Origin of the sequence: Bradyrhizobium sp. (assembly GCF_004799445.1) — a bacterium.
GTDB lineage: Bacteria > Pseudomonadota > Alphaproteobacteria > Rhizobiales > Xanthobacteraceae > Bradyrhizobium.
The window spans coordinates 1-17,237 of record NZ_SSNA01000004.1 but is presented as its reverse complement, the minus strand read 5'-3'; the positions used below and the strand labels follow the sequence as shown (position 1 = coordinate 17,237).

Annotated in this window: 11 protein-coding genes; 8 read left to right on the top strand and 3 right to left on the bottom strand. The window is 62.4% G+C overall.

All coding sequences use genetic code 11. The features are described from left to right. Positions 1 to 440: 440 nt before the first annotated feature. From E8A46_RS00250 to E8A46_RS00235, 4 genes are all read left to right on the top strand, one after another. Positions 441 to 3,725: a transglutaminase family protein gene (locus E8A46_RS00250; RefSeq protein WP_291555974.1), complete on the top strand. Its 3,285-nt coding sequence runs from the start codon at positions 441 to 443 to the stop codon at positions 3,723 to 3,725. A 157-nt stretch (positions 3,726 to 3,882) separates the two neighbouring features. After that, positions 3,883 to 6,411, top strand: coding sequence for a circularly permuted type 2 ATP-grasp protein (locus E8A46_RS00245; RefSeq protein WP_291555973.1), 2,529 nt, complete (start codon positions 3,883 to 3,885; stop codon positions 6,409 to 6,411). Next, positions 6,408 to 7,286 (top strand): transglutaminase family protein, encoded by an 879-nt coding sequence (locus tag E8A46_RS00240; RefSeq protein WP_291555971.1) that lies wholly within the window; start codon positions 6,408 to 6,410, stop codon positions 7,284 to 7,286. Before E8A46_RS00245 ends, E8A46_RS00240 begins: the two co-directional genes overlap by 4 nt. Positions 7,287 to 7,522: 236 nt before the next feature. Continuing rightward, the gene (locus E8A46_RS00235) at positions 7,523 to 7,720 is read left to right on the top strand and encodes a hypothetical protein (RefSeq protein ID WP_291555970.1); all 198 of its coding nucleotides are present in this window, start codon (positions 7,523 to 7,525) and stop codon (positions 7,718 to 7,720) included. Positions 7,721 to 7,870: 150 nt separating this feature from the next. Here E8A46_RS00235 and E8A46_RS00230 read toward each other — a convergent pair whose 3' ends face one another. Further along, positions 7,871 to 9,634 (bottom strand): methyl-accepting chemotaxis protein, encoded by a 1,764-nt coding sequence (locus E8A46_RS00230; protein ID WP_291555968.1) that lies wholly within the window; start codon positions 9,632 to 9,634, stop codon positions 7,871 to 7,873. Positions 9,635 to 10,036: 402 nt separating this feature from the next. On the opposite strand from E8A46_RS00230, the gene E8A46_RS00225 reads away from it, so the two are divergent. From E8A46_RS00225 to E8A46_RS00210, 4 genes are all read left to right on the top strand, one after another. Continuing rightward, positions 10,037 to 11,419, top strand: coding sequence for an ethanolamine ammonia-lyase subunit EutB (locus E8A46_RS00225; RefSeq protein WP_291555966.1), 1,383 nt, complete (start codon positions 10,037 to 10,039; stop codon positions 11,417 to 11,419). Positions 11,420 to 11,562: 143 nt separating this feature from the next. Continuing rightward, positions 11,563 to 13,152, top strand: coding sequence for a B12-binding domain-containing radical SAM protein (locus tag E8A46_RS00220; protein WP_291555965.1), 1,590 nt, complete (start codon positions 11,563 to 11,565; stop codon positions 13,150 to 13,152). Between the two features lie 6 nt (positions 13,153 to 13,158). Further along, positions 13,159 to 13,959 carry an ethanolamine ammonia-lyase subunit EutC gene (gene eutC, locus E8A46_RS00215; RefSeq protein ID WP_291555963.1) on the top strand — a complete coding sequence of 267 codons (801 nt, stop codon included), beginning with the start codon at positions 13,159 to 13,161 and terminating at the stop codon, positions 13,957 to 13,959. A 176-nt stretch (positions 13,960 to 14,135) separates the two neighbouring features. Then, positions 14,136 to 16,529, top strand: coding sequence for an MMPL family transporter (locus E8A46_RS00210; RefSeq protein ID WP_291555961.1), 2,394 nt, complete (start codon positions 14,136 to 14,138; stop codon positions 16,527 to 16,529). 6 nt (positions 16,530 to 16,535) lie between these two features. Here E8A46_RS00210 and E8A46_RS00205 read toward each other — a convergent pair whose 3' ends face one another. Further along, positions 16,536 to 17,036 carry a hypothetical protein gene (locus tag E8A46_RS00205; protein WP_291555960.1) on the bottom strand — a complete coding sequence of 167 codons (501 nt, stop codon included), beginning with the start codon at positions 17,034 to 17,036 and terminating at the stop codon, positions 16,536 to 16,538. A 14-nt stretch (positions 17,037 to 17,050) separates the two neighbouring features. Beyond that, positions 17,051 to 17,237: hypothetical protein (locus tag E8A46_RS00200; protein WP_291555959.1), on the bottom strand; the 187-nt coding region annotated here is incomplete at its 5' end.

The following is a 17,237-nucleotide window of genomic DNA, read 5'->3' as shown; positions in this document are numbered from 1 at the left end:
GCGGCGAGATCGCGAAGCTGCGTTTTGTCGTCATTGCCTGCGACAAACGCGAAGCGTTTGCGCAAGGGAGCGAAGCGACGAAGCAATCCATTCTTTCTTGTTGCTAGGTGGATTGCTTCGCTTCGCTCGCAATGACGGATGCCTGCTGTTTGAAAACTAAATCAGCGAACGCATCACGGGTAGGTGTCGTCCCTGCGAACGCAGGGACCCATAACCACAGGCCTGGTTGGGAGCAGAAGCCGTTAGCCACCGTTCGAAAACGCGAGGCCGCGGCGTCGCGATGAGCGCAATTGCGCTCACGCTGGGGTCCCCGCTTTCGCGGGGACGACCCGGGACATGGGGCGCCCGCCACGCCTATAGGCAAGCGCTGCCCGTTGTTAGTGCTTGATGTCAGCCGGAACCGGTGTTCTGCTTAAAAAAGCTGCTGGAGTACGCCGTCTGTGTCGATCTTCGTCGCACTACACCACGTCACGCACTACAAATATGATCGTCCGATCGACCTCGGCCCTCAAACCGTCCGGTTGCGGCCGGCGCCGCATACCCGGACGCCGATCCTGAGCTATTCGCTCAAGGTCACGCCCTCAAATCATTTCGTGAACTGGCAGCAGGACCCCCAGGGCAACTGGCTCGCCCGCTTTGTGTTTCCCGAAAAGGCCACCGAGCTGAAGATCGAGGTCGATTTCACGGCGCAGATGACCGTGATCAATCCGTTCGATTTCTTTGTCGAACCCTCTGCCGACAGTTTCCCGTTCAGCTACACCGCCGATCTCAAGACTGAACTGGCGCCGTACCTCGCGACCATCGAGCCCGGACCGCTGTTTGCCGCTTACCTCGCCGGGATTCCCCGGGAGGCGCCGAGCACGGTCAATTTCCTGGTCGATCTCAACGCCCAATTGCAGAAAAAGATTCGCTACATCATACGGATGGAGCCGGGAATTCAGACCCCGGAAGAGACGCTGGCCTCCGGCGCCGGATCGTGCCGCGACTCGGCGTGGCTGTTGATCCAGGCCTTACGGCATCTCGGGCTCGCCGCCCGTTTCGTCTCGGGCTATCTCATTCAATTGCGTCCCGACATCGATCCGGTCGAGGGACCGCGCGAGGTCGAGAACGACTTTACCGATTTGCACGCCTGGGCCGAGGTCTATCTGCCGGGCGCGGGGTGGATCGGATTCGACGTCACCTCGGGCATGCTGACCGGCGAGGGGCACATTCCCGTCGCCGCGACGCCGCATTATCGCACGGCGGCGCCGATCAGCGGCGCGGTCGGTTTCGCGCAGGCCGAATTCGGTTTCGAGATGAGCGTCAAAAGAATTCGCGAGGCGCCGCGGATCACCCGGCCGTTCTCCGACGAATCCTGGGCGCGCCTCGACAGGCTCGGCGAGCTGGTCGATGCCGACCTGAAGGCCGGCGACGTCCGATTGACGATGGGCGGCGAGCCGACCTTCGTTTCGGTCGACGACCTGGAATCGCCGGAGTGGAATATCGCTGCCGTCGGCCCGACCAAGCGCGGCCTTGCCGACGAACTCATTCGCAAACTGCGGGCGCGCTTTGCGCCGGGCGGCCTGCTGCATTACGGGCAGGGCAAATGGTATCCCGGCGAAAGCCTGCCGCGCTGGGCGTTCGGCCTATACTGGCGCAAGGACGGCGTGCCGATCTGGAAGAACCCGGACCTGATCGCGGATATCGAAGGGCCGCACAAGGCGAAGATCGGCGACGCCGAGCGGTTCGCCGAAGGCGCTGCGAAAAGGCTCGGTGTCGATTCCGAATTCATCATGCCGGCGTTCGAAGACCCCGGTCATTGGTTGCAGAAGGAGGCAGCGCTGCCGGCCAATGTCGATCCCAGCGACTCCAAATTGTCCGATCCGGAAGAGCGTGCGCGGATGGCGCGGGTGTTCGATTCCGGGCTCGACGTGCCCAAGGGTTTCGTCCTGCCGATCCAGCGCTGGAATGCCGACGCCAGCCAGTCTTCCTCGCGCTGGAAGAGCGAGCGCTGGAAGCTGCGCCGCGGCAACCTGTTCCTGACCCCTGGAGATTCACCGCTGGGGCTGCGGCTGCCGATCGCCTCGTTGCCGCATATTCCCGCCGACGAGTATCCCTACATCGTCGAACAGGATCCGCTCGAACCACGCGAGGAACTGCCGGTTTACGACGCGGCGCCGGCAGATAGCGCGCCCCATCAGGAGGTGCACGAGCAGCAACTCAAGGGCGGCGGCATCCGCACCGCGATGTCGATCGAGATCCGCGACGGCGTGCTGTGCGCCTTCATGCCGCCGGTGGAAAAACTGGAGGACTATCTGGAACTGGTCACCGCGGTGGAGGCGACCGCCGAGGAAATGCAGATCAAGGTGCATGTCGAGGGCTATCCGCCGCCGTTCGACCCGCGCGTCGAGGTGATCAAGGTAACCCCCGATCCCGGCGTCATCGAGGTCAACATCCAGCCTTCGACCAGCTGGCGCGAGGCGGTCGATATCACCTTCGGTCTCTATGAAGACGCGGCAAAGGTTCGGCTTGGGGCCAACCGGTTCCTGATCGACGGCCGGCACACCGGCACCGGCGGCGGCAATCATGTCGTGATCGGCGGCGGCCAGCCTTCTGACTCGCCGTTTCTGCGCCGTCCGGATTTGCTGAAGAGCCTTGTGCTTTATTGGCAGCGGCACCCGTCGCTGTCCTATCTGTTCTCGGGTATGTTCATCGGGCCCACCAGCCAGGCGCCGCGCATTGACGAGGCCCGGCACGACGGCCTCTATGAACTGGAAATCGCGCTCGCCCATGTGCCACCGCCGGGAATCAAAGCCCCGTTGTGGCTGGTGGACCGCCTGTTCCGGCATATTCTGGTCGACATCACCGGCAATACCCACCGCGCCGAAATCTGTATCGACAAGCTCTATTCTCCCGATGGCGCCACCGGCCGGCTTGGTCTGGTCGAGTTCCGCGCGCTGGAAATGCCGCCGGATCCGCGCATGTCGCTGGCGCAGCAGCTGCTGATCCGCGCGTTGATCGCAAAACTCTGGCGCGAACCGCAGGACGGCAAATTCGTGCGCTGGGGCACCACGCTGCACGACCGCTTCATGCTGCCGCATTTCCTTTGGGAAGACTTTCTGGATGTACTCGCCGAATTGAGGCAGTCCGGTTATGATTTTTCACCGGATTGGTATGCGGCTCAGCTTGAATTCCGCTTTCCCGTGTTCGGCCGGGTCCACCATGGCGGCGTTTCGCTGGAAGTGCGCCAGGCGCTCGAGCCGTGGCACGTTCTCGGTGAAGAGGGCTCGGCCGGGGGCACCGTGCGCTACGTCGATTCGTCGGTCGAACGGTTGCAGGTCAAGGCGTCGGGCTTTGTCGAGGGCCGTCACGTCGTCACCTGTAACGGCAGGCGGATGCCGATGACGGAAACCGGCCGTTCCGGCGAGGCGGTCGCCGCCGTCCGCTTCAAGGCCTGGCAGCCGGCGTCGGGGCTGCACCCGACCATTCCCGTCCACGCGCCCTTGACGTTTGATCTGATCGACACCTGGAATGGCCGGTCGCTGGGGGGCTGCGTCTACCACGTCGCCCATCCCGGCGGACGCAGCTACGAGACCAAACCGGTCAATTCCTATGAGGCAGAGGCGAGGCGGCTTGCCCGGTTTCAGGACCACGGTCACACGCCCGGCAAGATCGATCCGCCGCGCGAGGAACGCACAATTGAATTCCCCTTGACCCTCGACTTGAGGACGCCGCTCCTGCATTGAGGATATGGATCGAGAGCGTTTTCGAGCGAAGCATGCCCTCGGACTTGATCCGGGGGTGGATGCCGGTTCGCGTTGAGAAAACGCGTCAAAACAACAGACTAAAGCATTGGTTCTGATTCGAATAAGAACCAATGCTTGAGGCGCGGGAGAGTCGGGGATGGCGGGACAGGCCGGCCAGGGAAATAGCCAGGGGAGCGGTCTGGGAAACAAGGCCCGTCCGGGCAGCCGGCGGGCCGCGCAGTGGATGCGCGACTATGTGCGCCTGCCCGGAATTCCGGATGAATATATTGCCCAGGACGGGACACCGCGTGCGGTCTGGAACCGCTTCTTTGATGCCTTCGCGGCGCTGACGCCAGGTGATATCGAGCGGCGTTTCGGAGCCGCCGACCGGCACTTGAGGGAAGCCGGCGTCAGCTATCGCGCGCCCGGCGAAACCTCCGACCGGCTCTGGCCGTTGAGCCATCTACCGCTGCTGATCGACGACGTCGAATGGCAACAATTGACTGCCGGCATCGTGCAGCGCGCGCAATTGCTGGAACTGGTTCTGAGCGATCTCTATGGCGAAGGCCGGCTGGTCGCCGAGGGGGCGATACCGGCGGCCGCGATTGCCGGCAGCACCGAATATCTGCGCTCGGTGTGCGGGATCAAACCCCCCGGCGGCCGACATCTCAGCCTGTACGCCGCCGATGTCGGCCGCGGCCCCGATGGGCGCTGGTGGGTGCTGGGCGACAGGACCCAGGCGCCGTCGGGCGCCGGCTATGCGCTGGAAAACCGGCTGGTGCTGTCGCGCGCGTTCGCGAGCCTTTACAAGTCGATGAATGTGGAGCGGGTCGCGCCTTTCTTCGAGGCGTTCCGCGATGCCTTGCGCGCGAGCGCGGACCGCGACGAGCCGCGCATCGGGCTCCTCACGCCCGGCCAGTTCAGCGAGACCTATTTCGAACATGCGACGCTGGCGCGCTACCTCGGATTCCTGCTGGTCGAGGGTGACGATCTCGCCGTCAGCGGCGACCGCATCCATATTCGCACCGTCGCCGGCCTGAAGCGGCTCGACGTGCTGCTGCGCCGGGTCGATTCCAATTTCCTCGATCCGCTGGAGCTCGACGCGTCCTCGCAACTCGGCGTGCCCGGCCTGATCGACGTGCTCCGCAAGAATGGTGTCGTGGTTGCCAATATGCCGGGTTCCGGCGTGATGGAGGCGCGCGCGCTGCTCGGCTTTCTGCCGAGCCTCAGCCGGCGTTTCTTCGGCGAAGATTTGAAGATGCCGCATATTGCCACCTGGTGGTGCGGCCAGAAATCCGCCCGTGAGGAAGTCTTGTCGCGGCTCGACGAAGTCGCCATCGAAGGCGCTTACCGCAGAGGGGTTCCCGGTTTTCCCGGCAACGGCCCGGTGCTCGCCAGCGAGTTGCCGCCGGCCGAGCGCGAGCGGCTCAAGACGGCGATCAGCGATCGCGGCATCGACTTCGTTGGCCAGGAACTGGTCCGGCTCTCGACCATGCCGGTGTGGGACCAGGGACGGATCACGCCGCGCCCGTTCGTCTTGAGGGTTTTCGCGGCCGCAACGCCGCAGGGCTGGACCATCATGCCCGGCGGCTTTTGCCGGATCGCCGAGCAGCTCGATGCCCGTGCCGTATCAATGGGGGATGGCGCGCGTGCGGCGGACGTGTGGGTGATCTCCGACAAGGCCGTGCCGACGACGACCCTGCTGCCGGCGGGCGATACGGTGCGGATCAGGCGCATCGCCGGCTGGGTCCCGAGCCGGGCCGCCGACAATCTGTTCTGGCTTGGCCGCTACCTTGAGCGCGCCGAGGCGACATTGCGGCTGGTGCGGGCGCTGGCGACGTCGATGCGCGATCCCGTCAGGGGATCGACCGTGCTGCATTCGGTGGAGCGGATCCAGCGGCTGCTCGTGACCTGGGGCGCGACCTCGCAAACGACGCGGACCCAGCCTGCGAAGATTGCCGCCGAAGCGCTGCAAAGCGAGGACAAATTCGGTTCGGCCCTGTCGCTGGTGCGCTCCGCACAGCGCACCGCCACGTCCTTGCGCGAACGGCTCTCGCCGGATGCCTGGCAGGTCATTATCGAGATGGTGGAACGTCTTGGGGAGGAGGTTGACGATGACGACGGCGTCATCAGCGCCGCCGAGCTGACGTTGCAGGAGCTCGCGAGCTTCGCCGGCCTGGCCCAGGAAAACATGAACCGCGCCGCCGGCTGGCGGTTTCTTGAAATGGGCCGCCGCGCCGAGCGCGCCATCAACACGGTGCGTTTCGCGCGCCAGTTCGCCTACGACGAAGCCGGCGGCGAGGACCTCGATATCCTGTTGACGCTGGTGGATTGCCAGATCACCTATCGCTCGCGTTATCTCGTCGGTCCGCTGCTGGCCCCCGTGCGCGATCTTGTGGTTCTTGATCCCTACAATCCGCGCTCGGTCGCGTTCCAGGTATCTGCGCTGAACGATCACATCGCCAGCCTGCCGAGTTTGAAAGAGGGCGGATTGATCGAGCGGCCGCAGCGTCTGGCGGTGGCCCTGCAGGCGACGCTGACGACGGTGGAGGCGGCAGCCCTCGATACCAAGACGCTGTTTGCGCTTGAACAGGACCTGCTCAACCTCGCCGACGCCATCGGACTGCATTATTTTCCGCACGGGCCCAATGCCAGCCGGCCTGAAAAGCTGACGGGTCTGGCGTGATCTACGATATCCGTCACGTCACCAGCTATAGTTACGAAAGTCCGGTCAGTTTTGCGCGCTGCTCGTTGCGGCTCGAACCCCGAAGCGACGGCGGACAACAATTGATCTCGCATAGTGTCGATATCAGGCCGCGCCCGATCGACCGCACGGTGCGGCAGGACTTTTTCGGGACGCACACCGAGAGCATCCTGATCGAAACCGCGCATCGCAACCTTCGGATCGATTCCCGCTCCCGCGTCTCGGTCTCCCGCAGCGCTCCCGGCCGCGACGCGCAAAGCCGCGCCTGGGAGAATGTCCGCGACGTGGCCATCGAGGCTACCAGCCTCGGCCCCGCTTCGCCGATCGGATACGTCTTCGCCAGCCCGCTGGTGCCGGTGCAGCGGCCGGTGACCTCCTATGCAGCGGCAAGTTTTTCGCAGGGCCGCGGCATCCTTGCGGGAGCGGTCGATCTCATGCACCGGATTCGCACCGATTTTAAGTACGATCCGAAGGCGACCGTCATCTCGACCCCGCTCAACGAGGTATTCGAAAAACGCCATGGGGTTTGTCAGGATTTCGCCCATGTGATGATCGCCGGGCTGCGCGGCCTTGGCCTGCCCGCGGCCTATGTCAGCGGCTATCTGCGCACCATCCCGCCGCCGGGAAAGCCGCGCCTGCAGGGCGCCGACGCCACTCATGCCTGGGTATCCCTGTGGTGCGGCGAGGGCCTCGGCTGGATCGGTTTCGACCCGACCAACGATATCCTCGTCGAGAACGACCACATCGTCCTGGCGGTGGGGCGGGATTTCTCCGACGTCTCGCCGGTGGACGGCATCATCGTGGGATCGCGCAGGCAGAAGCTCAACGTCGCGGTGGATGTGCTGCTGGTGGAGTGACGCGGGATCGTGGTCCACCGCCGGAAGGCTGTGCGCCTTCAGGCTCGGAGCGGCGCGCCCGCCGGGCCCATCTATCGGGAGCCGGGACGCCGGGCTCGGTGGCTCTTGTGGTAGTCCTTGGGAACCCCGTTTACCTGGACCGGGAGGATGATTCTTAACCATGCCTTTACAATCCGGCTGGCCGAACGTCCCGCAAGCGGGGCGGTAAGACTCTCATTACTGGAGCCATCGTAGATTTGGACCTGTCAGCGGGCGTTGCTTTCATGGAATTCAAGGGGGCTGTGTACGTCATGTCTATTGCAAGCAAAGTGTTCTATGCCAGCGTGGAGCGCAGTCTGTTCAATCAAATTGCGATGTTCAGCGCTGCCGGTCTTTCCATGTCATTGGCTTTGGTATTCGTTGGTGGCCTGCGGGTTGTGTATCCGTGGCTCTGAATCGCCCGGCAGCCCGGGCTGCCTGAAAACGCTCTGGATTGCTGGCGCGTGATCCCGGTGCAATAGACCGGGATCCGCTGCTGCGTTTTTAGAACGGTTGCGCGAAAAGCGGGTACTGCCTTCAATCGGCGTTCCGAAGATACCGATTGCTTATCTGGCAGCTGTCCCGGTTTGCACGGAACCATCTGCATCGCTGTCCGCGCGCAGGTTGCGGAAGAAGTTGTCGACCTCGCGCGACAGCAGTTCCGCCGTCGATGTCAGGTCGCTTGACGCCGTAAGGACCGACGTCGCGGCCTTGTTGGTATCGCCGATGGCGTCGCTGAGCGACCCGATGTTGGCGACCAGGGTGGAATTGCCGTCGGCGGCCAATTGCGCATTTGCGGAAATTTCGCGGGTCGCGGTATCCTGCTGTCCGACGGCGCCGGCGATATTCGAGGTGACCTCGTTGATTTCGCGCACCGCGGTGCCAATTTCGCGGACCGCTTCGACCGCATTGCGTGTCGACGCTTGGATCATGCTGATGTTCTGGCCGATTTCAGAGGTCGCCTTGGCGGTCTGTCCTGCGAGAGTCTTGACCTCGTGGGCCACCACCGCAAAGCCGCGACCGGCGTCGCCGGCGCGCGCGGCTTCGATCGTGGCATTCAGTGCCAGAAGATTGGTTTGCTCCGCAATCGCCTGGATCAGATTGAGCACGCCATCGATCCGCTGGGTCGCCGCGGCGAGACTTTCGATTTCGGCCACCGACTTCTCGGTGCGTTGACCGGCCTGTTCGACGACACTTGCGGATTGGCGGACCTGCCGTCCGATCTCTTCGATCGAAGCCGATAGCTGTTCGGCCGCGCCGGCAACGGCGAAAACATTGCTGGAGGCCTGCTCGGTCGCATGAGCGGCGGCGGTCGCGCGGCCGCTTGCATCCGATGCCACCTTGGTGATGGACTGCGCGGTATCGCGCATGGACGACGCATTGTCGTTCACCGCGCCAAGCACGCCTCCGATCGCGCCGCGGAACGCTTCCACCGAGGCTTCGATGTGGCGGGCCCGTTCCTCGCGTGCCCTGGAGTCCTGCAGTACCTGCGAGTTGAGGTTGCGGTTGCGGTCCATTGCCTCCTGGAAAATCTGGATCGCGCGGGCCAATGCGCCAATCTCGTCGGCTCGATCGGTATGTGGAACCTCGACATCTTCGGCGCCTTCGGCAACCCGCTTGATGGTGGTTGTGATAGCCGAAAGCGGCCGCGCCACCGAGCGGGAGATGATCAGGACACCGGCGCCGACCAGAACCAGCGCCAGGCCGCCGAGACAGGTCAACAGGAAGGACAGTTGGCGGTTGACCGCGGTTTGCTCGGCGATCTGCTTGCTGCGTTCGGCATAGACCTTGGAAAGCGCCTCGAGATCCTTGTTGAGGGCGGAACGCACAGTGCGATTGGCGTCGTTATCGCCCCATTCGCGGCCGGCGGCGTGACCAATCTCGACGCCACGGCGAACGAGCTCCTTGCGGAATTCGATGAACTGCTCGATGCGTTTCTTGAAGACGGCAAATTGCTGGGCGTCATCTGCCTGGACGATGGATTCCCAGTTCTTGACGACACCAAGGATCTGGTCGTTGAACTTGAGCAGCCCATCGCCGTACTTCTTCACGGCAGCGGCTTCGGTCGACATATAGATGCCCCGGGATTCCATCACAACGGCATAGACCAGCGAATTGACGCGTTCGACGTTGAGCGCGGCGAGACTGGCGGTCTCGATCGCATCGGTGAGTTCCGTGCCCCGACGGGTGTTGAAATCGGAAAGCGCGGTGATGGCCGCGGTCAGAAGCGCAAACAGGGCGAAGATCGCGTACAGTTTGGTTGCGATCGAAAGGTGTGACCCGATCGCCTGGCCCGAGCCGGCGGCAGGAGATTTCAAGGTTGCTGGCATTGCGAGCCTCTCAGAGGAGGCCGGTCAGCGCAGTGACGGCCGTCAAGCAATTATGTGAAATTTTCCTGTAAAAGGCGTTAACCTTGCCCTTCATTTCGGCACCTTGCTACTTCCGCGGGCGTCGTCGCCCGGTCGATTTTCCAAGAGCGACACGCCGCGATCTGCCATCCCGCCACGCCGGTGCGAAGCCATTTCGTCCCATATATCGTGAATTCTATATATAGATCAGATGGTTGATAAGCGATCCCTGGCAGGAAACCCGCGGAAGCAGGCATTGGCGTCCGGGGCGAGGCCCACCCGCAACGGCGAACGTCGCAGGGGACGCTCTGTCGCAGACTGTTGCGCAAGCTGATAGGTTTTGCGCCGGGTGTCAGCGCAGGGCGCTGATGGTCCGGAGCGGACATGGTCTATCGGCACGCCATAGGCAGTACCACCTACGTCTTCGACGACCTTCGCGATCTCCTGGCCAAGGCCACGCCGCCGCGTTCCGGCGACCGCCTCGCCGGGATCGCCGCCGACAGCGCCGAGCAGATGGTTGCGGCGCGGATAGCGCTCGCCGACGTTCCCCTCAGCCAATTCCTGCAGGAGACCGTCATCCCCTACGAAGACGACGAAATTACCCGTCTGATCCTCGATACCCATGATCGGTCGGCCTTTGCGGCCATTTCTTCGCTGACCGTCGGCTCGTTCCGCGACTGGCTGCTTTCCGGGACGGCGACGTCCGCAGTTCTCAAGAAGCTCGCGCGCGGGGTTACTCCGGAAATGGCCGCCGCGGTTTCGAAACTGATGCGCAATCAGGATCTCATCCTGGCGGCAAAGAAATGCGAAGTGACATCAGCCTTTCGCAACACGATTGGTCTGCGCGGGCGGATGAGCGTGCGGCTGCAGCCCAATCACCCCTTCGATGACGTCAAGGGCATCACCGCGTCGATACTGGACGGTATCCTGTTGGGATCCGGCGACGCCTGTATCGGCATCAATCCAGCAAGCGACGATCCGGCCGTCATTGGCGGGCTGCTGCGGTTGCTCGACGACATCATTGCGCGGTTGCAGATTCCGACGCAGGGTTGCGTTCTGTCTCACGTAACGACCACGCTCGGATTGATTGAGCAGCGCGTCCCTGTCGACCTGGTGTTTCAATCGATCGCGGGGACGCAGGCCGCCAACCGGAGTTTCGGCATCGACCTTGCGCTGCTGCGGGAAGCGCACCAGGCCGGACTGTCGCTGCGGCGTGGCACCGTCGGCAACAATGTGATGTATTTCGAGACCGGGCAGGGCTCGGCGCTTTCGGCCAATGCCCATCACGGCGTCGACCAGCAGACCTGCGAGGCCCGCGCCTACGCCGTCGCCCGTGCCTTCGATCCCTTGCTGGTCAATAGCGTGGTTGGCTTCATCGGCCCGGAATATCTCTATGATGGCAAGGAGATCATCCGCGCCGGGCTTGAGGATCACTTTTGCGGCAAGCTGCTTGGTCTGCCACTCGGGGTCGATGTTTGTTATACCAATCATGCCGAGGCCGACCAGGACGACATGGACAACCTGTTGACGCTGCTCGCGGCCGCCGGCGTGAGCTTCATCATGGGGGTGCCCGGCGCGGATGACGTGATGCTGAATTACCAATCCACCTCGTTTCACGATGCGCTTTATGTCCGCGACCTGTTCGGCCTGAAGCGTGCCCCCGAGTTCGACGACTGGTTGTTGCGCGCCGGGCTTGCCGATTCCGAGTTTCGTCTCGCCGGTAATACCGGCCTGCTACCCGATTTTGCATTGCGGTTGATCGCCTGAGGACCTCAGCCGCCGCCGGCGGCTTTCCGTGCAACCGTCCGGTCATCCCGGGGTTAAGCGACTGCCACAATGTTGAGGAATTTGTAGCCCAGCCTTCTGGCGCGTGCTTAACTGGTATAGGTTGATGTCGCAGAGGAAGTTCGATGAGAGCTGACAGCGTCGAGACGGTACGCCGCATCTTGTGCGTGTTTCCGCGCTACACGTCCTCGTTCGGCACATTCGAGTACGCCTATCCGCTGACCGACGGCGTCCAGGCCTTCATGCCCCCGCAGGGCCTGCTGCTGATCGCGGCCTACCTGCCGGCGAATTGGCCGGTCCGCTTCATCGACGAGAACATCCGCGCCGCCACGACGGAGGACTTCGAATGGGCGGAGGCCGTGCTCGTCAGCGGCATGCATATCCAGCGTCAGCAGATGAACGATATCTGCCGCCGCGCGCATGCGTTCGATCTGGCGGTTGCGATCGGCGGACCCTCGGTCAGTGCCTGTCCCGACTACTACCCTTCGTTTGACTACCTTCATGTCGGCGAGCTCGGCGATGCGACAAACGACTTGATCGCGCGGCTTGCGCGCGATCCGTCCCGCCCCGAGCAGCAGGTGGTGTTCAAGACCGCCGACCGCCTCGACATGACCGAATTCCCACTTCCGGCTTACGAGCTAGCCGAGCTCAAACGGTATTTCCTCGGCAGCATCCAGTATTCGAGCGGATGTCCCTATCAGTGCGAGTTCTGCGATATCCCCGGACTCTATGGCCGCAATCCGCGTCTGAAATCCCCACAGCAGATCACCGCCGAACTCGACAAATTGCTCGAATGCGGCATCCGGGGTTCGGTCTATTTCGTCGATGACAATTTCATCGGCAACCGCAAGGCCGCGCTGGATCTGCTGCCGCATCTGATCGAATGGCAGAAGAAGACCGGCTTTGTGCTGCGCTTCTCCTGCGAGGCGACGCTGAACATCGCCAAGCGTCCGGAAATTCTGGCGGGCATGCGCGAGGCATTCTTCTCGACGATTTTCTGCGGCATCGAGACACCGGATCCCGCGGCGCTGAAGGCCATGAAAAAGGATCACAACATGATGGTTCCCATCATGGAGGCGATCCATACACTCAACAGCTTCGGCATGGAGGTCGTTTCGGGAATCATTCTTGGGCTGGACACCGACAAACCCGAAACCGGACAAGCTCTGCTCGAATTCATCGATGCGTCGCAAATCCCGCTGTTGACCATCAATCTGTTGCAGGCGCTTCCCGGGACGCCGTTATGGGACCGGTTGCAGCGCGAGAACCGGCTGATCGAGGATGACGAAGGGCGGGAATCCAATGTCGATTTCCACTTGCCATACGAGGACGTCGTCAAGTCCTGGCGCGCCTGCATGGGCAGCGCCTATCAACCCGGCAAGCTGCTGCAACGCTACGAATATCAGATCCGCCAAACCTACGTGAACTGGGTCAAGCGACCGCGTACGAAGCAACAGGCATCATGGTCGAACATCAAGCTCGGCCTGACCATGCTGCGCAATATTTTCTGGAAAGTCGGTGTTCTTGGCGACTACAAGATCGAATTCTGGAAATTCGCGCTGCGGCGTCTGGCCCGCGGCGAGATCGAATTTCTCATCAGTTCGATACTGGTGGGCCATCACTTGATCATGTTTGCACGCGCGGCCTCGGGCGGTCAGCACAATGCTTCGAACTATTCGATGCGGCTGCGCGAGGCATCTGTTCCTGCAGAGTAATTACGAATGAAGTCAAGGGCGCCGTCGCCCCATTCGCTCAGGGATCTGCGGGACCTGACGCCGGCGCGTGTAGGGCTTGGCCTTGCCGGGGCAAGTCTGCCGACCAAAGCACTGCTCGAATTCACGCTGGACCACGCGCGTGCTCGTGATGCCGTCCACGCCGCGTTCGATGTGCCCGCCATGTTGCTGGGGCTCGGCGATCTTGGTCTCGAGGTATCCAATGTTTCGAGTGAGGCCCATAACCGGAAGGATTACCTCAGGCGTCCGGACCTCGGGCGCATGCTTGATCGCGATTCGAAGCAGCTGCTGGCGAGCCATGCCGGTGGCCCGTGCCGGCTTGCGATCGTTGTCGGCGATGGCCTTTCGCCGGCGGCGGTCAATGCGCACGCCCTTGCGCTCCTGCGCAGCCTGATTCCGCAACTGGCCGCCGACCAAATCGAAATCGGCCATGTCGTGGTTGCATCGGGAGCGCGGGTCGCATTGGGCGACGAGATTGGCGCCATATTGGGCGTGCGCATGATGGCGATGCTGATTGGCGAGCGGCCCGGGCTTTCCGCCGCCGACAGTCTCGGGGTGTATCTGACCTTCGAACCCGAGGTCGGACTTACCGACGAAAGGCGCAATTGCGTTTCCAACATCCATCGCGCGGGGCTCGGCTACGATGAAGCCGCTTTCAGGATCGCGTGGCTGATCCGCGAGGGCCTCGCCCGGGAATTGACCGGCGTCGCGCTAAAGGATGAAAGCGGCAGTCGAACGTCTCGCAGCCTCGCGGCAAATTCAGGCCAGCATCCCAAATCCGAGACGTGAGACCCATGATCGCTGCATGCGCACTATTTTGTGCTCGGAGGGTGCGCTTGCGAGAGGCCGTAAAGACCTGCTACATCTCTCGCGGCAAATTTACCGCGTGTTTTCAAGGGCTAGTGCCGTTCAGGCAAGGTCGCTTGGGCCATCTAAATTGAGCCGATGTGAGAATTGGACAGGGCATGCTCGAAAAGAACGACGACAGTGAGGTCCACGTCGAGAAGATCGAGCAACGGCCGACGGCGAGCATCGCCTTCGGGCTGGAGCGGATCGGCCTGATCGCGGTTCAGGCGCCGATCCTGTCCTGCATCGTTCTGGTCGCGCTGATCATCGGCGCGATCTTCGGCATCCAGCGCATCAAGATCGATGATTCGCTGAGCCAGCTGTTCCGCTCCAACTCCAGGGAATACCGGCAATACGAATCGGAAATCAAGCGCTTCCCGGCGGTCGAGTTCGACGTGCTGGTGGTGGTCGAAGGCAAGAAACTGCTTGCGCGCGATAATCTCGAGAAGCTGCGCGACTTCATCACCGATCTGCAGCTCGTGGAAGGCACGCGCGGCCTGATCTCGCTATTCTCCGCGCGTCAGGCGCCGGCGCCCGGCAAGCTGCCGGCGGCGCTGTTTCCGTCGGAACTGCCGCAAGGCGCCGACTATGACAAGTTCATCGAGACCGTCAAAACCAACGAGCTCATTCGTGGCAAGCTGTTGTCCGAAGACGGTACGCTTGCGCTGATCGTGCTTTCGCTCGAACCAGATGTCGTCGCCAGCAGCAGTCTCGGCAAGACGATCGGTGAAATTCGAAAATTGATGACCGATGACCTCGGGGACACCGGCCTTAACGTGGAATTATCGGGTGTCCCCGTGATGCAGCTCGAGATCCGCAACGCGGTCGAGCGCGACGGCCTGACGTACAACGTGCTCGGCATTTTGGCCGGCTGCATCATCGCCATCATCTTCTTCCGCAAGATATCATTCATGGTGGTGGCCGCGTTCCCGCCGATCATTGCGATCTTGCTCGCGCTCGGCGTCCTTGGCTGGGCCAATTTCAACCTCAATATGTTCCTGAACGTGATGACGCCGCTGATCATGGTGATCAGTTTTTCGGACTCGATGCAGCTGACATTTGCGGCGCGCGACCGTCTGATCGCGGGCCAGGACAAGTTCACCGCATTCCGGAACGCCGTGCTGGTGGTCGGACCTGCCTGCGTACTCACGCACGGCACCGCCGGCATATCGTTTATCGCCCTGCAATTTTCGGATTCCGACCTGATCCGAAAATTCGGCGAGGCGGGACTTGCCGCCACCGTTATCGCGCTGCTCGCCGTGCTCTCGCTGGTGCCGGTATTCGGCGTGCTGCTTGTGCGCAATGAAAAGATTTTCGCCGTCAAGTTCCAGGGCGCCGACGCCGGCGTGCAGATGCTGCGCAATTTTTGCTACTGGATCGCGGTGCGCATGGTCAGCCGTCCCGGCCTTTTCAGCCTGATCGCGGTGCTGTTCGTCGGCGGCCTGGCTGTGGTCTATGCCAATCTGGAACCGCGCTACCGGCTCGCCGACCAGGTGCCGGACAAGCAGCAGGCGGTGGCGGCAAGCGGGCGTCTCGACGCCAAGCTGACCGGCGCCAACGCGATCGACGTCCTGATCGAGTTCCCGAAGGGCGCTTCGTTGTACGGCCCTGACACGCTGCAAACCATCGCCGACGTTCACTCGCTGGTGGAGAAACAGGCCGGCGTCGGCAACGTCTGGTCGTTGGAGACGCTACGGCGCTGGCTTGCTGAAAAGGCCGGCAGTTCCGACGTCGCGACCTTGAAGGAATATGTCAGTGTGATTCCCGAATATCTGGTGCGGCGTTTCATTTCCGCCAAGCAGGATGCGGTGGTGGTGTCGGGCAGGGTGCCGGACCTCGATTCCAGCCAGATTCTTCCGGTGGTCGAGAACCTCGACCATTCGCTGGATGGCGTGCGCAAGGCGCATCCCGGTTACGAGATCGCGGTCACCGGTCTTTCCGCGATCGCCGCCCGCAACAGCGCCAACATGATCGAGAAGCTCAACCGCGGTCTGACCATCGAGTTCGCGCTGGTCGCGATCTTCATCGGGCTCGCGTTCCGCTCGGTGGTGGTGATGTTCTCATGCATTCTGCCGGGGATTTTCCCGGTGGTGCTGTCGGGCACGGTGCTTTGGCTGCTCGGGGAGGGACTGCAATTCGCCAGCGTCGTTGCGCTGACGGTATCGTTTGGGTTGGGGCTGAGTGCCACGATCCATTTCCTCAACCGGCTGAGGCTGGAGTCCAAGCCCGGTGTCAGTCCGGAACTCGCGGTTGAGCGCGCCACCGTACTGGTCGGACCAGCGCTGATCCTGACCACGGTGGTCCTGGCCTGCGGTCTTGTCGTGACGGTATTTTCCGACCTGCCGTCGCTGCGTCTGTTCGGCTGGCTCAGTGCTTTCTCAATGGTCGCGGCGCTGGTGGCGGATCTCTTCATCCTGCGGCCGACGGCGATGTTCCTGATCAACCTGTCGCAGCGACTGCGCGGGACGGCAGATCCCGCGAAGCCGGCGGAGCAATCCGGAGCGAGCGGATAGCGAGCCTTAGCTTCTCACCATCGAAATCGTCACGCCCCTGATGTCGCCTTTGGAGCTGATCTGCACGGTCTGCCGGTTGCCGCTGGTGCGCAACGTCAGGCTGGCGGCGAATCCCGGAGCCTCAACCATCACGTCGATCTTGCCGCCACCTGCGGTTCCCCGCAGATTGCCGAAAATATTTCGGCTCGCCTCGCTCCAGTTGCCGGAAATTCGCTCACCCTCGCTGGTAACATCGCTGCTCAGATCGAATTTGTAGCTGTCGCTGGCGCAACGCAGGGTTTGCTTCAAGCCGAGCCCGGTGCCGTTGACCTTGTAGTCTGCCCGACAGCGAATGCGCTCTGAAGTACCATCAGAGAGCGAAATCGTGCCGTTGCCTGACCATGCTCCGTCCAAGCCGGTAAACGGACGCGACTGGGCATGGCTCGCCGATACTGACAACATCAGCGCAGCGCCGACGGCAGCTGACTTGACCGACCACCCAAACAAGCCGGAACCAAACAGTTTCATTTCTGTTTCCCCATTCAAATTGACGTTCCCATGCGCGATATGTCTCGCCGCACCAAAGATTTGGTGTAGCCGCGGCGCGTTTGGTTCAATGATAAATCGACAGCTGCCCGCAATTGCGCTAACCGGTCGCCAACCTGGCATCGGACCTTGTCGAAAAACGCGAGCGGATTGATGAGGCGAACGGCTTTTTCTTGCTCGCGG